The sequence below is a fragment of the Ruegeria sp. A3M17 genome (genome assembly GCF_003318255.1).
GTDB lineage: Bacteria > Pseudomonadota > Alphaproteobacteria > Rhodobacterales > Rhodobacteraceae > Ruegeria.
The window spans coordinates 187,987-206,126 of sequence record NZ_QOCF01000018.1; the positions used below are offsets into that span (position 1 = coordinate 187,987).

The following is an 18,140-nucleotide window of genomic DNA, read 5'->3' on the forward strand; positions in this document are numbered from 1 at the left end:
GACCGGGCGGATCAGTACCCTGTCATCTCAAGATATCCCCGTCCGGAATGGCTGCCGCTGATCTGGACGGGGCCTTCCCAATATTCGAACCGGGTCGCCATCCACGCGTCGGGTGTCAGCGCTGAGACCTCGACGTCCAGATTCCGGTCAGGCAATGTGACGCGCCATCGGACAGGTACGTCGCGGTCAGCAACGGGCGCGGTCGTCAGCGGCTCGAACGCGACCGAACCATCGGGGATCGCGGTCGTCGTACCATCGGCGGTGATCCACGTGGCCGCGGTGAAATCACCTCGGTCGCCGCGTAACCGAAAAGCCATCATCTTGTCGCCATCGTCAAAGCTGAGCGAAAACCAGTCCCAGCCGCTTTGATCTGCGGCCAAAGGTTGTGATGACCATTCGCGGTCCAGCCACCCTTGTCCGGTGACGGCGACATCTCCACCCGGCAGGTGCAAGACGCCTTCGATTTCGTAAAACGGCTGGGAATAGTAATAGCTGGCTTGCCCGTCACCGGATTTCACCGAATATCCATTCTCGCCGTGAAAAACGAACGGCCCCTTGGCCTCGAGCTTTAGGTCATAGCCGAAATCCGCACCGTTCGCAGACAGGCTGACTGCGTTTGGGTCTGACCCGCGCATGTGCCATTCGTCGATCCAGGCCTCGAATGGCACTGCCGTAACCCCAGCCTGACCGATGCCGCCGCGCGACAGGCGTTCCGCGAAATAGTGTTTGTCGGGCGTGGTCACCGCAGCATGGCCCATCCATATTTGCGGGCTTTGCCACCCCTCGACCTCATGCGTTTTCAGTGCCGACCGAAACAGGGTCCACTGGATACCATAATCGCGCCCATCCTTACCTTTGAGGTTTGCCGTCAGATACCACCACTCGATCCGGTAGTCCGGGTGGGGGCCATGATCTTGCGGGAATTGAAACGCATAGCCCGGCTGGGGCACAGTGAACCCCTCGGCAGAACCGCCCAGGCCTGCGTATCCCTGCCCGTGGGCAATGCCCGGCACGGCCAGCAGCAAGACGATCAACCAGATCCTAACGTTCATTGGCAAACACCTTTAGTAGATCCGCAGGCGGCAGGCGCAGCAAACGGGCGGCAGGCAGGGCCGCGGCAACGGTTGCCGCAAGCAGGGTCAGACCCAACAGATAGACCCAGTCGATAGGGAACAGATACATCGGCAGCCTCCAGCCAAACGCTTCGACATTGATGATCGTCAGCAAGGCCCAGGCCAAAGCCAACCCCAGCGGCAGAGCCAGCAAGGCGGTCAAAGCGGCCAGCAGCACGCTGCGCAAAAGCTCAAGCCGGGCCAGTTCCGCACGCGTCAACCCAAGGGCCCAGATGGGCGCAATCTGGGGCAGGCGCTGCGTCCACAATGTCAGCAGGCTGGTCAGAATGGCGAACCCTGCAACCCCCAGCGTCAGGATGTTCAAGGCCGAGGTCACAACGAATGTCTTTTCGAACACCTGCATGGATTGCGCCTTCATTGCGGCTTGCTGGACAACTGCTCGGCGGGGCAGGTCGAACTGGTTGCGTAACGCTTGGGCCAGATCTGTGGCACGATCAGGCGCGACACGAATGCCAAACCGGCGCGCCTCAGCGCCGGGCGCGATCCGGTCAAGTTGCGACATTGAAACGATGGCCTGACCGGTTGGGTTGCCATAGTCCGAATAGACACCTGCGATGGTCAACGTGTCAGCGGATGTGATCGCCAGAGTATCTCCGGGCCACAGGTTTTCCCGGCGGGCCAGCTGTTCGTTGATCAGCACGGCGGATCCGTCATGGACACGGTTCCAAACACGTTCCGAAGAACTGATCAGTGGCCACTTCTCACGATAGGTCTGATCGTCGATGATGCCATAGAGAAACAGAGGCCCCGACGAATGTGCCAGTTCAACGCTTCGGATCGGCAGGATGGCATCTACCTGCGGGTTCAGCCAGTCCGCGATGTCCTGACCCTGCTGATCGGTGGCAGCGGTGACGTAGAGCTCGGATGTCAGGCGCTGGTCCAGCCAGCCGGTAAAGGTCAACCGAAAGCTGGAAACCATAGTGCCTACACCGATATTCGCGGCAAGCGCCAGCAACAGGGCCATCAGCGCCAGGGACAGGCCCGGCAGTTGGGCGCGCATGTCCGACCAGACCCATTGGGCTATTGGCCCTTTCGCTGAACGCTGAAACAGGATCAGGACGCGCGACAAGGCATAGGGCAATACCAAGGCAGAGCCGACCAGCAACCCGGCGACCATGACGAAACCGGCCACCAACCCCCCGAACAACAACAGGGTCAGAATGCCTCCGGCAATAGCGGCGACACCGGCAAGGGCGACGACCCAGCTGCCCGAGGCCGCGCTACGCCAGGCCTGCAAGCCTGCGCCGCTTAGAATCGGCATTCGCGACAGGCGATACAAGGCGTGTCCGCTGGCCAGAAAAGTGCCACCCAAGGCCATCGCCAACCCGGACAGTGCCCATTGTGGTTGCAATGAGATCTGGCCGCTGACAGGTACGCCGTAAAGTCCGCGCAAACTTGCAGCCACATCCGGCAAAAGCGCGCCTGCGAGGAAAAAGCCAAGCACCAAACCGAGTATTCCGCCGACAATCGCCAGCATGGAAAGCTCAGCCATGATCAGCCAAACCAGCCGCCGCATCGAAACGCCCAAAGCGCGCAGGGTCCGGATCATGCCGCGCCGCTGGGCAAAGGCCAGGCCCACGGTTCCGTGCACGATGAACAGACCCACCGCAAAGGACAGCAGGCCAAAGGCGGACAGGTTCAGGTGAAAACTGTCGGTCAGTTGTGCGGTATCCAGTTGTTCCTGTGCCGGGACCCGCTCCAGTTCGGGGGCAATAGTCGACAGCGGTGGAATTGAACCGGGCTGATCCGGCAAAATGATCAGGTGCGAAATCTCTCCCGGCTTCTTCAGTAACGTCTCGGCCACGCCAATATCGGTCAGGATCAGATCGGGCGGTAAGGCATCGCTGATCAGGATCGGAGGCAAACCGGTCTGGCCGGCCAATAGCGGCTTCAAAACCGGGGTCGTCAGCAATCGCCCCGGCGCGGTCAACATATCGGCAGGGTCGGGTGGCGTGCCGCTTTGTTCTATCTGCGTGACGGCGGGCAGGGCGGGATAGGCCACCATATCAACGCCAAGGACCCGTAATGTCTGACCCTGAACCCGCAATTGGCCTTCTAGTACCGCAGCAACCTGCCAGCCCGCGCGCCTCAGCTCCACGTAACGCGACAGGGGGATCGGACCAGCGGGGTTGTGTAACCCGTCAAACCGACCCAGTGCCAGCTGATCGGCGGCCCGGTCATAGCTGGCGCGGGCTTCGGCATTGATGGCTTGCACTGCTGACCAAAGCCCGGTTGCAAGGGCCAGGCCGATCAGTAGGGTCGCCAATTGCAGCCGGTGTGTCCGCCAATGAGAGGCCAGCGCCTGAATGACGGTCAGCGTCATGCGATTTGCCCGCCAGCCAGATGCACACGTCGATCCAGCCGGGCCGCGATCTCGTGCGAGTGGGTGACCAAAAGCAGCGCGGCCCCGGTATCCGCAACAAGAGCCAACATCAAGTCAAGAACCGTGGCGCTGGCGGTTTCGTCCAGGTTTCCTGTGGGCTCATCCGCGAGTAACAACTTGGGCCGTGCGGCCATGGCACGACCGATAGCCACTCGCTGTTGTTGTCCGCCCGACAGGTTCTCGGGATACCGATCAAGCAGATCGGAAAGCCCCAGCCGCTGGGCCAGATGGGCGCACCAATCGGGGTCGTGGCACCCGGCCAAACGGGCATGAAACGACAGGTTTTGACCTGCTGTCAAAGACGGGATCAAGTTAAATTGCTGAAACACCAGCGACAAGGACGTGCGGCGCAGGGCGGCCCGGCCCGGATCATCCAGTTGCGATAGGGCTACGCCGTCCAGTGTAATTTCCCCGCTATCCACAATGTCCAATGCGGCGGCAAGGTTCAGCATGGTGCTTTTACCGCTGCCGCTTTCGCCGGTCAGGGCCAGTGTTTGCCCGCGATCCAGCGACAGGGACACGTCGCGCAGGACCGGTCGGCCGCCGGGATAGGATTTCTGAACCCTGTCAAATGTCAGAAGCATATTCGCCCTCATTTTTACAAGGATTTGCAACAGTTTCGCCAACTGTCCAGCGTTGACGTGCCATAGGTTCCTTTCGCCGCACTATGAACATCGGTGATCGGGTTGTCTCATCCCGCTGTGCAGGTCATTGTGAGGCGATCCGTCGTCGGTTCAATTCAGGATGCGAAAACATGACCTTGTCACAGCAGATCCTTTGGGGCAGCACGTTTCTCGGGCTTTGCTTTCTGGTCGAAATTTTTCTTCTGACGATGTGCACGCTGGCCATCAACAGGCTGATCTCGCGTTGGGAAGCCAGAGGCGCCATATTGGCAACGGCCGGTCCTATTGCAACCGCGCTGGCCTTTATTGTCGCGACCCACACCATTCAGGTCTGGATTTGGGCCATCGTCTGGGTGTTCGGCGATGTACTTCCCGACTGGAATACGGCGCTGTATTTCTCGCTGGTCTCATTCACAACACTTGGCTACGGCGACATCGTCTTGGGCGAAGATCTGCGGATTTTCGGTACTTTTGCTGCAGTTACAGGCCTGTTGGCCTTTGGGTTGTCCACGGCCTACATGGTCGCCCTTATGACCCGGGTGTTTCAGGAAAGGTTCATGGCCTAAAGGATGGGCGAGAATAATCGCGCCAGCGGAGCGCCGAGGCGTATGTGCACTGGTTGCTGTTCCAGATAGCGCGTCAGCTCATAGCTTTTGGCAAAGTCTTTTTGCAGCATCGCATCGACTGCGGCTGTGGTCTGGGGATCAAAGAACAGGGCCATTGCCTCGAAATTCAACCGAAATGATCGATTATCCAGATTGGTCGTGCCCACTGCGGCCAGTGAGTCATCCACAACGAAAACCTTTTGATGCATGAACCCGTCCGTGTAGCGCAGGACTTGTGCACCACAGGCGCGAACTTCGTCAAAATAGGCAAAAGCCGCCAACCATGTCAGGCGGTGATCAATGACATCGGGCACAAGAATGCGCACATCGACACCCCGCAATGCTGCGTGTTTCAGGGCGGTCATGATATCGATGTCGGGTACGAAATACGGCGATGCGATCCAGATCCGGTTCTTCGCCTCAGTGATGGCGGCGAAGAACATCATCGATCCGGTTTCGGTTTCATCGCCCGGGCCTGTCGCGACTAGCAGCGCATTGATGTCCTGGTCCGCCTCGGACCCGGCCCAATCCAACTGGTCGATCAGATCTTCTTCATGCGCCCAATGCCAGTCTTCGATAAAGATTAACTGCAATTGCCGGACAATGTGACCGGTCAACCTGACATGGGTGTCGCGCCAATGTCCGAAATGCGGGTCCTGGCCCAGATACTCGACCCCGATGTTGTGACCACCGATGAATCCCGTTTCGCCATCGATAACAACGGTTTTGCGGTGGTTGCGGTAGTTCAACTGGAAACGGAATTTTGGTCCGCGTTGTTCATGTGGATCCGCAACGGCGATACCGGCCTCGCGCATCTCTTCGATGTAGTCGTTGGGTAGGGCGTAACAGCCGACGGCATCCATCATGAACCGGACGCTGACACCGCGTTTGGCCGCTTCGATCAGCTTGTCTTTCAGTTTCTGACCCAACGCATCGGCGCGTACGATATAGAACTGGATCAGAACGTAAGTCTTGGCCGCGTCGATAGCCTCAAAAATCGCATCAAAGGTGGCCTGCCCATCCACCAGCAGCTCTGCCCCGTTACCGCGCGACACGGGCATATGCGCCAGCGCCTCGAACGGTTTGGGATTGATAAGCAATTTGTCGGCATCGGGCGTTGAGTAGTCGGCGAAGGTCTTGATCCCCTGAACCACCCGCTGGCTTTCCTTGCGCGCGATACGGTAGCCCCGAAATCTATGGTGTCCCAAAAACAGGTAAAGCGGCACGCCAAACATCGGGGCCGAGATCAGAAAGACCACCCAACCGACCGCGCCCTGAGGTGTTCGCGCGGTTTGAGCCGCGCGAACAGAAAAGAATACTGCTGTTGTGTAAAGCGCAAAGACGAAGGCGGAAACAAGCAGTGTCCACATAAGGTTATCAGGCTCCGTGGTGGTTCAGTTCGCCCCAGTGTAGATGCGTGACCAGTCTTGCGCCATATCTACAATCACCCAACCCATGTCTGGCCCTTTGTCCAATCCATCGACCAGTTTGCCGATTGGGCTTTCCCGGTCATAGGCCCATTCACGTTCTGCATCGGTATGGTGAATCAGAACACCCAACCGTGGCCCATCGCCTGCGGTGGTCCATTCCAACATGGCAAAATCGCCATCCGAATTCCCCCCAGCCAGAATCGGGCGTCTACCGATCGTCCGCTCGATGTTGATCGGCTTGCCTTCCTTGTCGTCCACAAAAGCGATGCCATCGGCTTTGGTAATGACCGGTCCACCGTCCGCGCTGTCATAAGTGGTGTCCATGTATGTACCCAGAATCTGTTCGGGCGGGATGCCATAGGCTTCCTCGGCGAAGACGCGCATAAAGTGCACTCCACCGCCGGAGACGATGTAGGTCTTGAACCCTTCGTCTCGCAGATACCGCAGCAACTCGACCATCGGCTGATATGTCATCTGGTCATAGGGCAGTTCGGTTTCCGGGTGCCGGGCGGTTTCCAGCCAGTCGGCGACGGCGCTTTGGAACTCGTCGACCGTGACGCCGGAATGAGAGGCGTTCAACACCTCGATCAAGGCATCATGGCCACCTTCCGCGACCGTCTTCAGATCGCCTGTCGCAGCGGTCTGCAAAACGGGCGTAGTCAGGATCGAAGGGTCATCCTTAGCCATCTGAGCTAGTCGATCCATGGCAAAGATCAGTTGAAAATACACAGGCTGTTCGGCCCAAAGCGTGCCGTCATTGTCGAAAACGGCGATCCTTTCTGCCGGCGTCACGTATTCGGGGCGCTGCGGGTCGGTCACGGCGGCGACAAATTCGATGATGCGGTCCCGCGAATCCGATTCCGCCCAAGAGGGCAGCGGGTCCGCTGACGCGGTGAAATCTCCGAAACTGTTCAGTGCGACTGCCACAGCAAGAGCAGAGAGTGTTCGTGTCATGATTCATTACCTTTGACGCATATTGCAGCAATAAAAATGCCGCAAACAAATCAAAAAACCCGCAGCGCCAGTTGGGTGCTGCGGGTTCCAGGTTTCCGAGTTTACTTGGAGCCGACCTGACTGAAGATCTTGTCCTTGGCATCGCCAATCGTAAAGCTTCCGGGCTTCTGCCGCGGTGGGAACTCTTCGAAAGTATCAAGGAACTGACCTACATATTCAGCCGCTGGCAACAGCAGGTAGACACGGTCAATATACCAGTCCCAATAGGTGTTCGAGGTGATATTGGCCCGCTCGTAGGGGTCGCGGCGCAGGTTGAACAGCAATGGAATGCGCAGTTCGGTCCAGGGTTCGGCCCAGGCGCGTAGAGTCTGCGGATAGCGGTGCTCGAGGAACACGGCCTTCCAATCGTCATAGCGCAGCGCAGTCAAATCACCATCATCCGAGAAGTAGAATATCTCGTGCCGTGGGCCTTCTTCGGCCTCACCGGTCAGGTATGGCAGGAAATTGTATCCATCGAGATGCACTTTGTAGTCTCGTCCGCCGCCCACTTCGGCAACGGTGATCCCTTCCAGAAGTTGTTCCTTGATGTCCGGATTTCCGGCGACCGCCAGATAAGTTGGCAACCAATCCATGTGATGCATGATTTCATTGCTGACCGAACCGGCTTCAATATTACTGGGCCAACGTACCATGGACGGCACGCGCCATCCACCTTCGTAGTTAGTGTTCTTTTCGCCCCGAAACGGCGTCATCGCCGCGTCTGGCCAGGTGTTCATATGAGGGCCATTGTCGGTGGAATAATGAACGATCGTGTTGTCAGCGATCCCCAGTTCATCCAGCAGGGCAAGGAATTGGCCGATATGCATATCATGTTCGATCATACCCGCTTGGTACTCGTCCATATGCTTGCCGGCAATTTCGTCAGCCTTTGTGCGCATTTCGTCTTTGACATGTGTACGGAAATGCATACGGGTTCCGGACCACCAGACAAACCACGGTACATCTTCCTCGGTCTTGCGCGTGATGAAGTCGAGCGCGGCTGCAACTGTTTCGTCATCCACGGTTTCCATCCGCTTTTTCGTAAGCGGGCCGGTGTCTTCGATCATGCCATCGGAGCTGGATTTGATAACCCCCCGCGGACCGAACCGTTCGCGGAATTCAGCGTTTTGGGGATAGTCTTCGTTCTCGGGCTCTTCCTCTGCATTCAAGTGATAGAGATTGCCGAAAAATTCATCGAAACCATGATTGGTCGGAAGCATTTCGTCCCGATCGCCCAGGTGGTTCTTGCCAAATTGACCTGTTGCATAGCCGTGCGCTTTCAGGAGACCGGCAATGGTCGGGTCCTCGACCTGCATACCTTCTTTTGCACCCGGCAGACCGACCTTTGACAGGCCCGTGCGGAATACCGATTGGCCCATGATATAGGATGATCGACCGGCGGTGCAGGATTGTTCACCATAATAGTCGGTGAATATCATGCCCTCATTCGCGACGCGGTCGATGTTCGGCGTTTGGTATCCCATCAGACCCATCGTATAGGCCGAGATATTAGATTGTCCGATGTCGTCGCCCCAGATCACAAGAATATTGGGCTTTTGATCCTGGGCCCAGGCGGGCAGGGCCAGCGCAACTGCGACGGAAGCTACGGCGAATTTGCGCAATGTACCGCGCCAACTATCTGCAATCGAAAGGGGTGGTGACATGGTTTACTCCTGAATTGGCCGGATCTTAATGATCCGTTGATCTAAAAGTAATTGATGACGGCGATTATCTTTTCCGCCAACAACATATTGATTCCCGATAGGAAAAATTCACATTACGTCGAGAATCGAATAGCCTTACCTTAGGCTATGACAATGCTCGGAAACCTATCATATGATGAGATTGATGAATACTAATGTTTGAAAATCCGCGTGACTGACAGGTGCTGCTTGCGTCAGGGTGGTTCGGGGCGCGAGGCGCAAGCTTTCAATCGGATTTGCTTGCCTGCGGGGTCGCAAAATCCTTCGATGAGGGTGAGGCGCTGTATAACTACGGAGATCCCGCCAACGGGGTCTTTGCGGTTTTAGGAGGTTCCGTTCAAATCACTGCACCTGCGGATGATGGACAGGACTTCGTTGTCCACAGACAGGGTGGTGGGTTCTGGATCGGTGATCTTGCGTTGTTCGCCGAGTCCAACCGACTGGTAAGTGTTGTTGCGACACAGAAAACGCGGGCATTGTTTTTTCCGTCTCGGCGCCTGGACCGACTTGTTCGTGACAATCCCGAATATGTTCGAGATTTCTATGCTTTATCGCATGAGAACATGCAAACTGCGCTGCGCATCATGGCAAATCTGGCAGTGACCGGGGCGGAAAAGCGGTTGGTTCTGCGCCTTTTGCACCTGGATGAAGGGGCCTCAAAATCCGATGGGTGGATCGTAGTTTCACAGGATGAACTGGCCGAAATGGTGGCAGTGTCGTTGCCTACGCTACACCGTAAATTGCACAACTTGGTAGAGCTGGGATTGATCGAGCTTGGGTATGGCCGCGTACGCCTTAAAGACAGGCGCAAGCTGATCGCCGCCTGCCAGTGCTGACCTTACGGGTTAAGCGGCGGTAACGGGTTCCGAGGGCGGTGTTCCGTCTGTTTCATACCCTTGAGTTCGGACAATGCCGCAGCCCAATCCTTGGGGCTTGAGTCGGTGCGGGATGAGTATTTTGCTGCCCCGATCATAGCCAGTTGGTTTTCCAGACCAATGGCTTTGTCGGGGGTGTCGCTGCGCAGTTTCCACATCTCTAAGGCAGAATAAGACTTTGATAAATCATGCGTTTGCAAGGCTTTTTTCAACGCATCCAGCGCATAGTCAGAGGATCTTTGGTATTTGTCGTGCCGTGCCTGTTTCCAACTTGTGACACGCGGACCAAGGAACCGTGCCAAAGCCCACAGAACCAGCGTCAACGCTGCCGCCAAGGCAAGCAACCTGACCATTGTATCCGCATCCGGCGGCTGCCACTTCGGTGGCGCAAGCGTAAGATCAACCGCGTCGATATCAATGCTCTCAACCTGATTGGTGTCCAGATTGTACCATCGGATCGTGACAGGCGGCAGTTGGGTCCGGCCACCTTGCTGCGCAAGATAGACGATCTCATCAACACGCTGCCCGGACAGAACGCCCCGGTCTTCATTTTCGGTAAAACGCGGTTCTTTCGGATAGGCGCTTAGCAGTGGGTCCTGCGTGTCGGGGATCAATTCAGGCACCAGAAAGGGTGTCGTTCCGGCAATCTTGGCAGTCAGGCGTCGGGTGATGGCACCGCCGTTTTCCATTTCGGTTGATCCGTCGATCTGTTGCTCGACCGCAAACCCTGTCGCCAGGATCAGCGGATCCAGATCGCGCGCGCCATCAGGCACAACGGCGTCCAAGGTCAGTTCGGGCAGGGGGACATTGACCGTCGTTGGCGCATTCGTTTCAGGATCGGCAAAAGTCACCACAACCTCTTGCTTGCCGAACGTGACCGGCCCAGTCTGAAGCGGATACAGACGATAACTGCGTTGAACACCGGACCATGTCTCGCCATCCACAGTTTCGCTGATTGGGCCGGAAGCACGCTCAGGCAGGCGAACAAGAAGGTTTTCTTGTTCGAGCGACGGAAACACCGGCGGGGACGGCATGAACGTGGGGACAAGTATCTTTATCCGTACGATTGCCGGTTGCCCGACAGTGACCGGATCGGTCGGTGCCTCGGCTGTAACCTGCGGTTGAACACCTGTCTGCGCCCCCAGTTGTGCCGGGAAAAACAGCATGAGGAATATGAGGTATCTCATTGCTGCTGCTCCTGATTTTCCAACAGGAAGCGATTTCGCAGAAAGTCCTGCATATCTGTGTCGATCGTACTGATCCATTGATCGGCAGACATAGCCTGCCCACCTTCGGTCGGGGCCTGAATTGTTGTGTTCTCGCCGCGCCCGGCCTCATTGTCAAAGACTGTGTCATCGGCCCCGATGCCCGCTTCTTCGCCTGTGTCCGACTGCTCTCGGGTTGTTTCAACATATTCGAGGATCGCTATCGAAACTTCCAGGTTTTGTTTCGCTTCGGGCCAGTCTGGTCGACGCTCCAAAGCTGTTTCAAACGCTGCTATGGCCGGCCTGTACTCGCGGTTTCGAATGCGCGCCATTCCCTCGGAAAAGGCGGCCTCAGGCGTGCCCAGTTCGGCAAAGACTGCAGCGGCTTCGGGGTACTGACCTGCTTTCAGCTGTGCATACCCCTTGTGATACGGGTCATCAAACAGCTCTGCCGCCTGAGCATAGCGTTTTTGGCTCATCGCAATCTGCCCCCGTTGATCCGGGGTCAGGAACCAATCCCGCCAACCATCGGCCTTTGCGGGCCCTGATGGAGCTGTAAAAAACACAGCCAGCAACACCAAACGGATCACCCAACCGCGCCGGAACCAAAGCAACGACAAAAGCGCGGCGGGCCAGGCCAACAACCACCCTTTGTCCTGCCAGTCCAATCGATCATCGTCGTCCAGCGCCGCAGTGTAAGCAGATTGAATTTGACGCTCTAAGCGGCTGACATCACGTTCATCATTAGAGAATGGAACAACCGTCGCGGTCCTCAGATCGTTTAACTGAGCGATGTTTTGACCGTTCGGCAGCATTGTCAGAAAGAACACGGGCACGGTTGTATTCTCAAATGCAGCGAGTTGAGACGGGTCAAGATCGTCCAGAACAAACAAGACTGCGCCGGGCGTCTCGCTGTCGCTCAGGATCGTTTCAGCAAGGGCCAGTGCGTCTGCGGCTGCATCCCCTTGTTTGGGCATCACTGTTGGCGCGAGGCCCTCCAAAAGCGGGCGCAGGATGTTGGCATCCTCGGTCAGGGGCGCAACGCGGTGTGGGGTTCCGGCGTAGGCAATCAAAGCTGTCTGCGCCCCGACACGCGTATTGATTAGATCGGTCACCTTGAACTTCGCCCGGTCCAGCCGGGATGGTGGCAGGTCCGGTTCCTCCATACTGTCCGTGACCTTCAGTGCTATAACCAGCGGTGCCGTGTCCGCGACCAAAGGGTTCGGGGCCCGTGACCATGTCGGTCCGGCCGCCGCTAAGGTGACCAGGATTGCTGCGATCATCGCGACGTCTATCGGGTATACACGCTTCTTATTTTCTGCCCCCAGGGTCAGGGCGGCTGCAAGGTGCGGCGCGATGCCGGTTATGGATTGGGAGTGCGAATTGGGTTTGGGCCGCATCACCCACCAGAGTATCGCAATAGGGATGAAGAACAGCAGCCAAGTGGCTCGCAAGAAATGGAAATCTGCCAACGCGCCGCTCATGCTGCACCTCGGCGCCGCTGGATGATATGTTGGCCGGTCATGGAGATGAGCATTGTCAGCAGGGCCAACGCAAGCGGATAATGGGCAAGACTTTCGCTTGGCCTGTAGCTTTGCGTTTCCACGACCCGGGGATTGAGTTCGTCAATGCGTGCGTATGTGTCAGCCAATGCCTCTTCGTCATCTGCAAAGAAATACGCACCGCCAGTCCGGTCCGCGATGTCCTTCAAAGCATCCAGATCAACCCGGTCCTCGCCCGAGGCGTCAGGATCACCAACGCCGATCGTGTAGATGACGACGCCTTTATCGGCCGCGATTGCTGCGGCGTTTGCCGGCGTCATTCGGCTGGACGTATCCGCCCCGTCGCTCAGAACGATCATCAGCCGCTGGTCGACCTCGCTGGAGTCAAAGGTGCGTATGCCCAGACCAATTGCATCCCCCAGCGCAGTATTGGGACCGGCCATGCCAACTTGAGTTTGATCCAGGAACCCATTCAAACTGTTCAGATCTTCGGTGAAAGGGGCTTGAACAAAGGCCCGAGTACCAAAGATGATCAAAGCCATCCGGTCGCCTTGGCGTTCGGCAATAAATTGACGCAGCACATCCTTAACCGCGGCCAGCCGTTGTTTTGGAGCGCCATCCGTTGTTGTGAAGTCCCGCTGGTCCATTGATCCTGAAATGTCCAAGGCAAGCACCACGTCGCGCGCCGACTTTTCGATAACCAATGGTTCACCAAGTTTTTCGGGGCGGGCCATGGCTGCTACCAAAAGAAGCCAAATTAATGCGATTGTGGCGGCCTGAAACCGTGCTCGGCGGGGAATGACGGATCCTGACTTGGGTTCAACTCCAGCGGCCTGTGCGACATGGCGAAAGAATGGGATGCGGATCGAGCTGCTTTTTTCGCGATACGGTGGGGCAAGCCTATACACTAAAAATGGCAACGGGAGCAGGAGGAATAACCAAGGCGCGGCAAATGAGAACATCACGCTGTCCTTTCCCGCTTGTGTGATCTAATCCAATTTCGAGCGAGATTTTCGAGATCAGGATCGGCTTTTACATCTCTGTATGGTGCTTCCACAAGTTGGCGGCCAGCGCCATCAGTAAAGGTAACATTATCAGAGGTTTGGTTTAGGAAGTTGGCCCATTCTTCTCCATGCATTGCAGCGACTTTCCGACGTGGATATGCGACCAGAGCCGCGCGGCGGAGTATTTCGGCTATCTTTGCGGCGTCGTTGTTTGACGCGGCCAATTCGACCAACGCTTCACGCCGGTATGCATTCAACTGTCGGTGGCGAAGAAAGGCGTAAACGCCAAGGATGATAAGCCCAGCAAGGATTATGGCCAAAACAACCCATCCCCAGGTTTGGGGTACCATGGCAATAGGCTCGGGCACCGGGGCAGGTTCCAGCATGTCCAGCAGGTCGACCAGTGATTTGCCTTCGACATCGACGCTCATCTTCGGCCACCGGGATGACCAAATAGCTTGAGCAACTGGTCGAGCGTCGGTTCCGCCGTGGTCAACGGTACAACGGGAAACCCATAGCGGCGCGACCAGGTCTGTAGCTGGGCAAGGCGATCTTCCAGCGCTGTTCTGATCCGGTGCGACAAGTCAGGGTCCGAGCTGTCGAGTTCAATCTGACGGTCGCCGTCGGACACCGTAAGCCGAAGGTTCGGGGCAAGTTCACGCGAACTGGGATCGGAAATATTGAACAATATCAGATCATTCGAGGCGGTAAGCCTGCTAAGTAGTTTCTCTGACATCTCATTCAGCCCATCGAAATCGGAAAAGACACACACCAAAGTATTGTTATGCGCGATCCGCGCGGCCTGTTTCAGCACATCATTCAACGCCACGGTTGGCTCATCCCGCAACGTTGCGCGTAGGTTTGAATTCAGCGCGCCCACGGATGACAGGAACCGCGTCAGGGCAGCGGGTCGGCGTTGGGGACGGTGTTCGGCCAAATCGGAATCTCCAAAGACGATCCCGCCGACCCGGTCGCCTTGCCCCAGCACCCGGTGTGCAGCGATCGCCGCAGCTTCGGCCGCGATGACCGATTTCATGTAGACTTGTGTGCCGAAAAACATCGAAACGCGCTGGTCCACAAGCAAAAGGGCGGGACGGTCGCGTTCCTCGGTATAGACCCTAACATGGGGCTCTCCGGTCCTCGCAGTCACTTTCCAGTCGATGGTACGGATGTCGTCCCCGGGCAGATAATTCCGCAGTTCTTCAAAGTTCAGACCGCGCCCGCGCAAGCGTGAGGCATGCCGGCCGTTTAGGATCGAACGGGCAGGTTGGCGGGGCAACAGGCTGATCGCGCGGGACTTTGGACCCAGCTTTAACAGGTAGTCCGCATCAACGTGTATGCGTGGGTCGTCGGGATATGCGGCGGTCTGGGACACGCGGCGTTCCTTTGGTTTCAGGGCAGCGCAACAAGCTGCAGGATTTCCGAAATCACATCATCCGCAGATTTGGCGCTGCCTTGTGCCTCGAAGCTCAGGGTGATGCGGTGGCGGAATACATCATGTGCGATGGCGCGAATATCGGCCGGGTCAACATAGTCGCGCTGATTCATCCAGGCATGCGCGCGACCGCATTTGTCCAAGGCAAGCGAGGCGCGCGGGCTGGCACCGATGTCGATCCAGCTGGCCAGCTCTTCACTGAGCGCGTCGGGCGTTCGCGTGGCCTGCACCAGATCGGCCATGTAGCGGTCCATTGCGTCGGATACGTGGATCTGACCGATTTCGGCCCGTGCAGCAAATACAGCGTCCTGAGGGATCGCCGGCGGTGTTTCTTTGGATGCGCCTTTGCCCGCCGCGATTTCTTCGCCTCGGACCAGACGGATCACCTCAACCTCATCCTCGACCGGCGGGTAGGTGATCTGAACATGCATCAGGAACCGGTCCATTTGCGCTTCGGGCAATGGATAGGTGCCTTCCTGTTCAATCGGGTTCTGGGTCGCCATCACAATAAACAGCGGTTCCATTTTATGTGTGGTTCCTGAGACAGTTACCTGCCGTTCCTCCATCGCTTCAAGCAACGCGGCCTGAACTTTGGCGGGGGCGCGGTTGATCTCGTCCGCGAGAACAATATTGGCGAAGATAGGGCCTGGCTCGAATCGGAATGTGCCACCGTCATCGGTCTGCTGAAACACCTCGGTCCCCGTGACGTCCGATGGCAGCAGATCCGGAGTGAACTGAATCCGGCTGAAACGTGCGTCCAGATTGCGGGCCATTGCCTTGACCGCGCGGGTCTTGGCCAAACCGGGAAGCCCTTCGATCAGCAAGTTTCCGTTGGCCAACATCCCGATCAGCAGGCGGTCGATCACGTCAGTCTGTCCGATAACGGACTGTCCCATTCGGGCTTTGAGATCATTTATCTGATTAAGTGCATTCATTTGGCGGGTCCAATCGGCGTCAATTTTCTAAACTGACTTTGTGATTTTGTGCGGTAATTAGAAAATGTGTCGTAACAGCGGTATGTTAGCAGCCTTTATTTCGCCGATCTACTGTGAAATCCGCCCAGTCAGACGGCGCAAATCTTCCTTCAGTTCTGGTCGGATAGGTCCGTGATTTGGCGCGTCGCGCAGCGTTCGAAGCCAATGAATCGGAGGGTTTCGGCCAGCTGCCCGGTTCCAGGTCAATGCGTCGAGGATGGCTTGCGCGTCCGCCTCCAGCACTTCGGGGATGTCGAAGTCATTCAAGGTGGCCCAAACACCGGTCCACAACCGGCCAACCGACCACGGGTTATATCCGCCCCCGCCCAGGACCAGAACGCGGGGCGCAAGAACTTTCAGTGCGGCGACGGCCTTCCAGTGAGAATTGTTGGACAGCGCCAGGCGCGACAGCGGGTCCTCGGCAACCGCATCGGCGCCGCATTGCAGGACAAGGGCTTGCGGTTTGAAGGCCTCAGCCGCAGGCAGGATCAGCTGGTCGAGAATGGCGTCAAATTCATCATCGTTGAGGTTTCTGGACACCGGAAGGTTAAACGCCGCGCCGCCTGCATCATCATCAAGCCTGCCGGTGAACGGCCACCGTCGGGATTCATGAATGGAAATCATCCGAACCGTGTCCGAACGCTGAAACGCGGCCTCGGCCCCGTCGCAGTGATGCGCGTCGATATCGACGTAGACAATCCGGTCCAAACCCATTTGCAACAGCGTCAGGATCGCCAGCACCGGGTCGTTCAGATAGCAAAACCCATTGGCACGGTCGGGCAGGCCGTGATGTGTTCCGCCCGCAGGATTGTAAACAATGCCGCCATCGCGGATCAGTTCGGCACCCAACATGGATCCTCCGGCCGCGGTCGCAGGGCGTCGGTACATCTCGGGGAATACCGGGTTGGACAGTGTGCCTAGCGCATAGGTCGAGCGTACGTCATCCGAGACGCTTTGAGCTTTTTCCGCGGTCTGCAGCGCATCTATGTAGTCCGGCGTGTGAAAGCGGTGCAGCGCGCCGGGTTTTGCGCGGGGGCTGACCCTGTAATTTTCCGAATTGATCCAGCCCAGCGCGCGGCACAGGTCCATGACGGTGGAGACGCGCGGTATAGCCAGCGGGTGTTTTGAGCCATAGGTCGAATGGCGATAGATCTCTGACCCTATGAAGATCGGATTTTGCACAGATTATTGGGTCCGTGGGGGTACGTTGTCATCACCAAGGCGGCCATCAAGAGACATCAGAATAGCCACCGGTCTAAGCGCAGGAATATGGCTGAAGATGATCAGAATGCAGACAGTCAACGGAACACTCAGGAACGCACCGATCAGCCCCCAAACGGTTGTCCAGAACGTCAGCGCGAGGATCACCAGAAACGTAGACATGTTCAGCGATCGGCCCAGCAAGGCGGGGTCCACAAAATTGCCGATCAGAAACTGGATGGTGCCGCAACCAAGCACGATGATCAGGAAAGGCCCAATTGTTTCATATTGAACCAGCGCAATCATGGCCGGAAAAATCACCGCGATGATCGAACCGATGGACGGGATGAAGTTCAGCGCAAAGGTCAGCACGGCCCATGTTTCGGCATATTCAAGCCCAAGCGCCTTGAAGACTGAGTAACTGATGCCCGCCGTTACAAGGCTTATGAAGGTTTTTACCCCGACATAGCGCTGCAGGCTGTCGGTGATCGCATCCAGAATTGTGGTGAATTCGGCCCCGGTTTCGGGATTGCCCGCAGCCAGTTGTATCTTTTTGCGAAATGCCAGACGCTCGGCCATCAGGAAGGCCACGTACAGGCTGATCAGGAAAAATTGGTTCAGCAGCGATGTGGCACTGCTGAGCAACACACGCGCGACATAGGACATGTCGATACTGACCAGATTGTCGCGGATGAAGGTGGTGACGTCATTGCCAACCAGCCCCGTGACCCGGTTCACGGCGCCGTCGAACTGGGTTTCATACGTGCTTATGGATCGGGCGAACTGCGTCGCCTGGCTGCCGAGGATGTACATGATCACGAACAAGCCAGCCAAAACAACTGTAACTGCGGCGATGTTGGCCAGCCAGACGGGCACCCGGGCCATCGAGATTACCCGGTCGCTCAGCGCGATAATCAAAACGTTGATCAACAAAGCCATGGTCAGCGGGATCAAGAATGCCGAGCCCGCGTAAAGTCCCAGCACAATCAGCGTGGCAACAATTGTCGTGTCCCGGACAACCGACAGCCTCAGCCGCGGGCCGCCCGTGTTCTGATCAGGTTCCAAAGTCATCGCT

The 18,140-nt window shown here is 57.2% G+C and carries 16 protein-coding genes; 2 read left to right on the top strand and 14 right to left on the bottom strand.

The annotated features are described in order from the left end of the window. Positions 1 to 11: 11 nt before the first annotated feature. Genes DS906_RS11065 through DS906_RS11075 form a run of 3 tightly spaced genes read right to left on the bottom strand, consistent with a single transcriptional unit; the run spans position 12 to position 4,100 of the window. Positions 12 to 1,052, bottom strand: coding sequence for a lipocalin-like domain-containing protein (locus DS906_RS11065; protein ID WP_113790220.1), 1,041 nt, complete (start codon positions 1,050 to 1,052; stop codon positions 12 to 14). Next, on the bottom strand, positions 1,042 to 3,456 hold the full coding sequence (locus DS906_RS11070) for an ABC transporter permease (protein WP_113790221.1): 2,415 nt from the start codon (positions 3,454 to 3,456) through the stop codon (positions 1,042 to 1,044). Before DS906_RS11070 ends, DS906_RS11065 begins: the two co-directional genes overlap by 11 nt. Further along, the gene (locus DS906_RS11075; protein ID WP_113790222.1) at positions 3,453 to 4,100 is read right to left on the bottom strand and encodes an ABC transporter ATP-binding protein; all 648 of its coding nucleotides are present in this window, start codon (positions 4,098 to 4,100) and stop codon (positions 3,453 to 3,455) included. The genes DS906_RS11070 and DS906_RS11075 overlap by 4 nt, the downstream gene beginning before the upstream one ends. Positions 4,101 to 4,270: 170 nt before the next feature. Between DS906_RS11075 and DS906_RS11080 the strand changes: the two genes are divergently transcribed. After that, a complete protein-coding gene (locus DS906_RS11080) occupies positions 4,271 to 4,705 on the top strand; it encodes an ion channel (protein ID WP_113790223.1) in 435 nt (144 codons plus the stop codon). Here DS906_RS11080 and cls read toward each other — a convergent pair. The 3 genes from cls to DS906_RS11095 all read right to left on the bottom strand — a co-directional run bounded on the left by cls (position 4,702) and on the right by DS906_RS11095 (position 8,831). Next, a complete protein-coding gene (gene cls / locus DS906_RS11085; RefSeq protein ID WP_113790224.1) occupies positions 4,702 to 6,114 on the bottom strand; it encodes a cardiolipin synthase in 1,413 nt (470 codons plus the stop codon). The two genes, DS906_RS11080 and cls, sit on opposite strands and share 4 nt — an antisense overlap. A 24-nt stretch (positions 6,115 to 6,138) precedes the next feature. Beyond that, positions 6,139 to 7,128, bottom strand: a complete 990-nt coding sequence (locus DS906_RS11090; protein ID WP_113790225.1) for an HAD family phosphatase — start codon at positions 7,126 to 7,128, stop codon at positions 6,139 to 6,141. A 101-nt stretch (positions 7,129 to 7,229) separates the two neighbouring features. Then, positions 7,230 to 8,831 (bottom strand): arylsulfatase, encoded by a 1,602-nt coding sequence (locus DS906_RS11095; RefSeq protein ID WP_113790226.1) that lies wholly within the window; start codon positions 8,829 to 8,831, stop codon positions 7,230 to 7,232. A gap of 221 nt (positions 8,832 to 9,052) precedes the next feature. Here DS906_RS11095 and DS906_RS11100 point away from each other — a divergent pair, with 221 nt between their 5' ends. Further along, entirely contained in the window at positions 9,053 to 9,706 is a 654-nt protein-coding gene (locus tag DS906_RS11100; protein ID WP_113790227.1) for a Crp/Fnr family transcriptional regulator, read from the top strand. A gap of 2 nt (positions 9,707 to 9,708) precedes the next feature. On the opposite strand, the gene DS906_RS11105 is transcribed toward DS906_RS11100, so the two are convergent. From DS906_RS11105 to DS906_RS11140, 8 genes are all read right to left on the bottom strand, one after another. Next, on the bottom strand, positions 9,709 to 10,932 hold the full coding sequence (locus tag DS906_RS11105) for a BatD family protein (protein WP_158541314.1): 1,224 nt from the start codon (positions 10,930 to 10,932) through the stop codon (positions 9,709 to 9,711). Then, on the bottom strand, positions 10,929 to 12,434 hold the full coding sequence (locus DS906_RS11110; protein ID WP_113790229.1) for a VWA domain-containing protein: 1,506 nt from the start codon (positions 12,432 to 12,434) through the stop codon (positions 10,929 to 10,931). The genes DS906_RS11105 and DS906_RS11110 overlap by 4 nt, the downstream gene beginning before the upstream one ends. Next, entirely contained in the window at positions 12,431 to 13,372 is a 942-nt protein-coding gene (locus tag DS906_RS11115; RefSeq protein ID WP_233494758.1) for a VWA domain-containing protein, read from the bottom strand. The genes DS906_RS11110 and DS906_RS11115 overlap by 4 nt, the downstream gene beginning before the upstream one ends. 41 nt (positions 13,373 to 13,413) lie before the next feature. Further along, entirely contained in the window at positions 13,414 to 13,887 is a 474-nt protein-coding gene (locus DS906_RS11120; protein ID WP_113790231.1) for a DUF4381 domain-containing protein, read from the bottom strand. After that, positions 13,884 to 14,831, bottom strand: coding sequence for a DUF58 domain-containing protein (locus DS906_RS11125; RefSeq protein WP_113790232.1), 948 nt, complete (start codon positions 14,829 to 14,831; stop codon positions 13,884 to 13,886). The genes DS906_RS11120 and DS906_RS11125 overlap by 4 nt, the downstream gene beginning before the upstream one ends. A gap of 17 nt (positions 14,832 to 14,848) precedes the next feature. Next, positions 14,849 to 15,826, bottom strand: a complete 978-nt coding sequence (locus DS906_RS11130) for a MoxR family ATPase (RefSeq protein WP_113790233.1) — start codon at positions 15,824 to 15,826, stop codon at positions 14,849 to 14,851. A 108-nt stretch (positions 15,827 to 15,934) separates the two neighbouring features. Then, positions 15,935 to 17,047: an acetoin utilization protein AcuC gene (locus DS906_RS11135; protein WP_233494759.1), complete on the bottom strand. Its 1,113-nt coding sequence runs from the start codon at positions 17,045 to 17,047 to the stop codon at positions 15,935 to 15,937. A 3-nt stretch (positions 17,048 to 17,050) separates the two neighbouring features. Next, a complete protein-coding gene (locus tag DS906_RS11140) occupies positions 17,051 to 18,136 on the bottom strand; it encodes an AI-2E family transporter (RefSeq protein ID WP_113790235.1) in 1,086 nt (361 codons plus the stop codon). Between the last annotated feature and the right edge of the window lie 4 nt (positions 18,137 to 18,140).

Excerpts from the sequence above, each read along its gene's own strand:
- DS906_RS11065 (WP_113790220.1), bottom strand. The coding sequence starts at position 1,052 with ATGAACGTTAGGATCTGGTTGATCGTCTTGCTGCTGGCCGTGCCGGGC.
- DS906_RS11070 (WP_113790221.1), bottom strand. The coding sequence starts at position 3,456 with ATGACGCTGACCGTCATTCAGGCGCTGGCCTCTCATTGGCGGACACAC.
- DS906_RS11075 (WP_113790222.1), bottom strand. The coding sequence starts at position 4,100 with ATGCTTCTGACATTTGACAGGGTTCAGAAATCCTATCCCGGCGGCCGA.
- DS906_RS11080 (WP_113790223.1), top strand. The coding sequence starts at position 4,271 with ATGACCTTGTCACAGCAGATCCTTTGGGGCAGCACGTTTCTCGGGCTT.
- cls (WP_113790224.1), bottom strand. The coding sequence starts at position 6,114 with ATGTGGACACTGCTTGTTTCCGCCTTCGTCTTTGCGCTTTACACAACA.
- DS906_RS11090 (WP_113790225.1), bottom strand. The coding sequence starts at position 7,128 with ATGACACGAACACTCTCTGCTCTTGCTGTGGCAGTCGCACTGAACAGT.
- DS906_RS11095 (WP_113790226.1), bottom strand. The coding sequence starts at position 8,831 with ATGTCACCACCCCTTTCGATTGCAGATAGTTGGCGCGGTACATTGCGC.
- DS906_RS11105 (WP_158541314.1), bottom strand. The coding sequence starts at position 10,932 with ATGAGATACCTCATATTCCTCATGCTGTTTTTCCCGGCACAACTGGGG.
- DS906_RS11110 (WP_113790229.1), bottom strand. The coding sequence starts at position 12,434 with ATGAGCGGCGCGTTGGCAGATTTCCATTTCTTGCGAGCCACTTGGCTG.
- DS906_RS11120 (WP_113790231.1), bottom strand. The coding sequence starts at position 13,887 with ATGAGCGTCGATGTCGAAGGCAAATCACTGGTCGACCTGCTGGACATG.
- DS906_RS11130 (WP_113790233.1), bottom strand. The coding sequence starts at position 15,826 with ATGAATGCACTTAATCAGATAAATGATCTCAAAGCCCGAATGGGACAG.
- DS906_RS11140 (WP_113790235.1), bottom strand. The coding sequence starts at position 18,136 with ATGACTTTGGAACCTGATCAGAACACGGGCGGCCCGCGGCTGAGGCTG.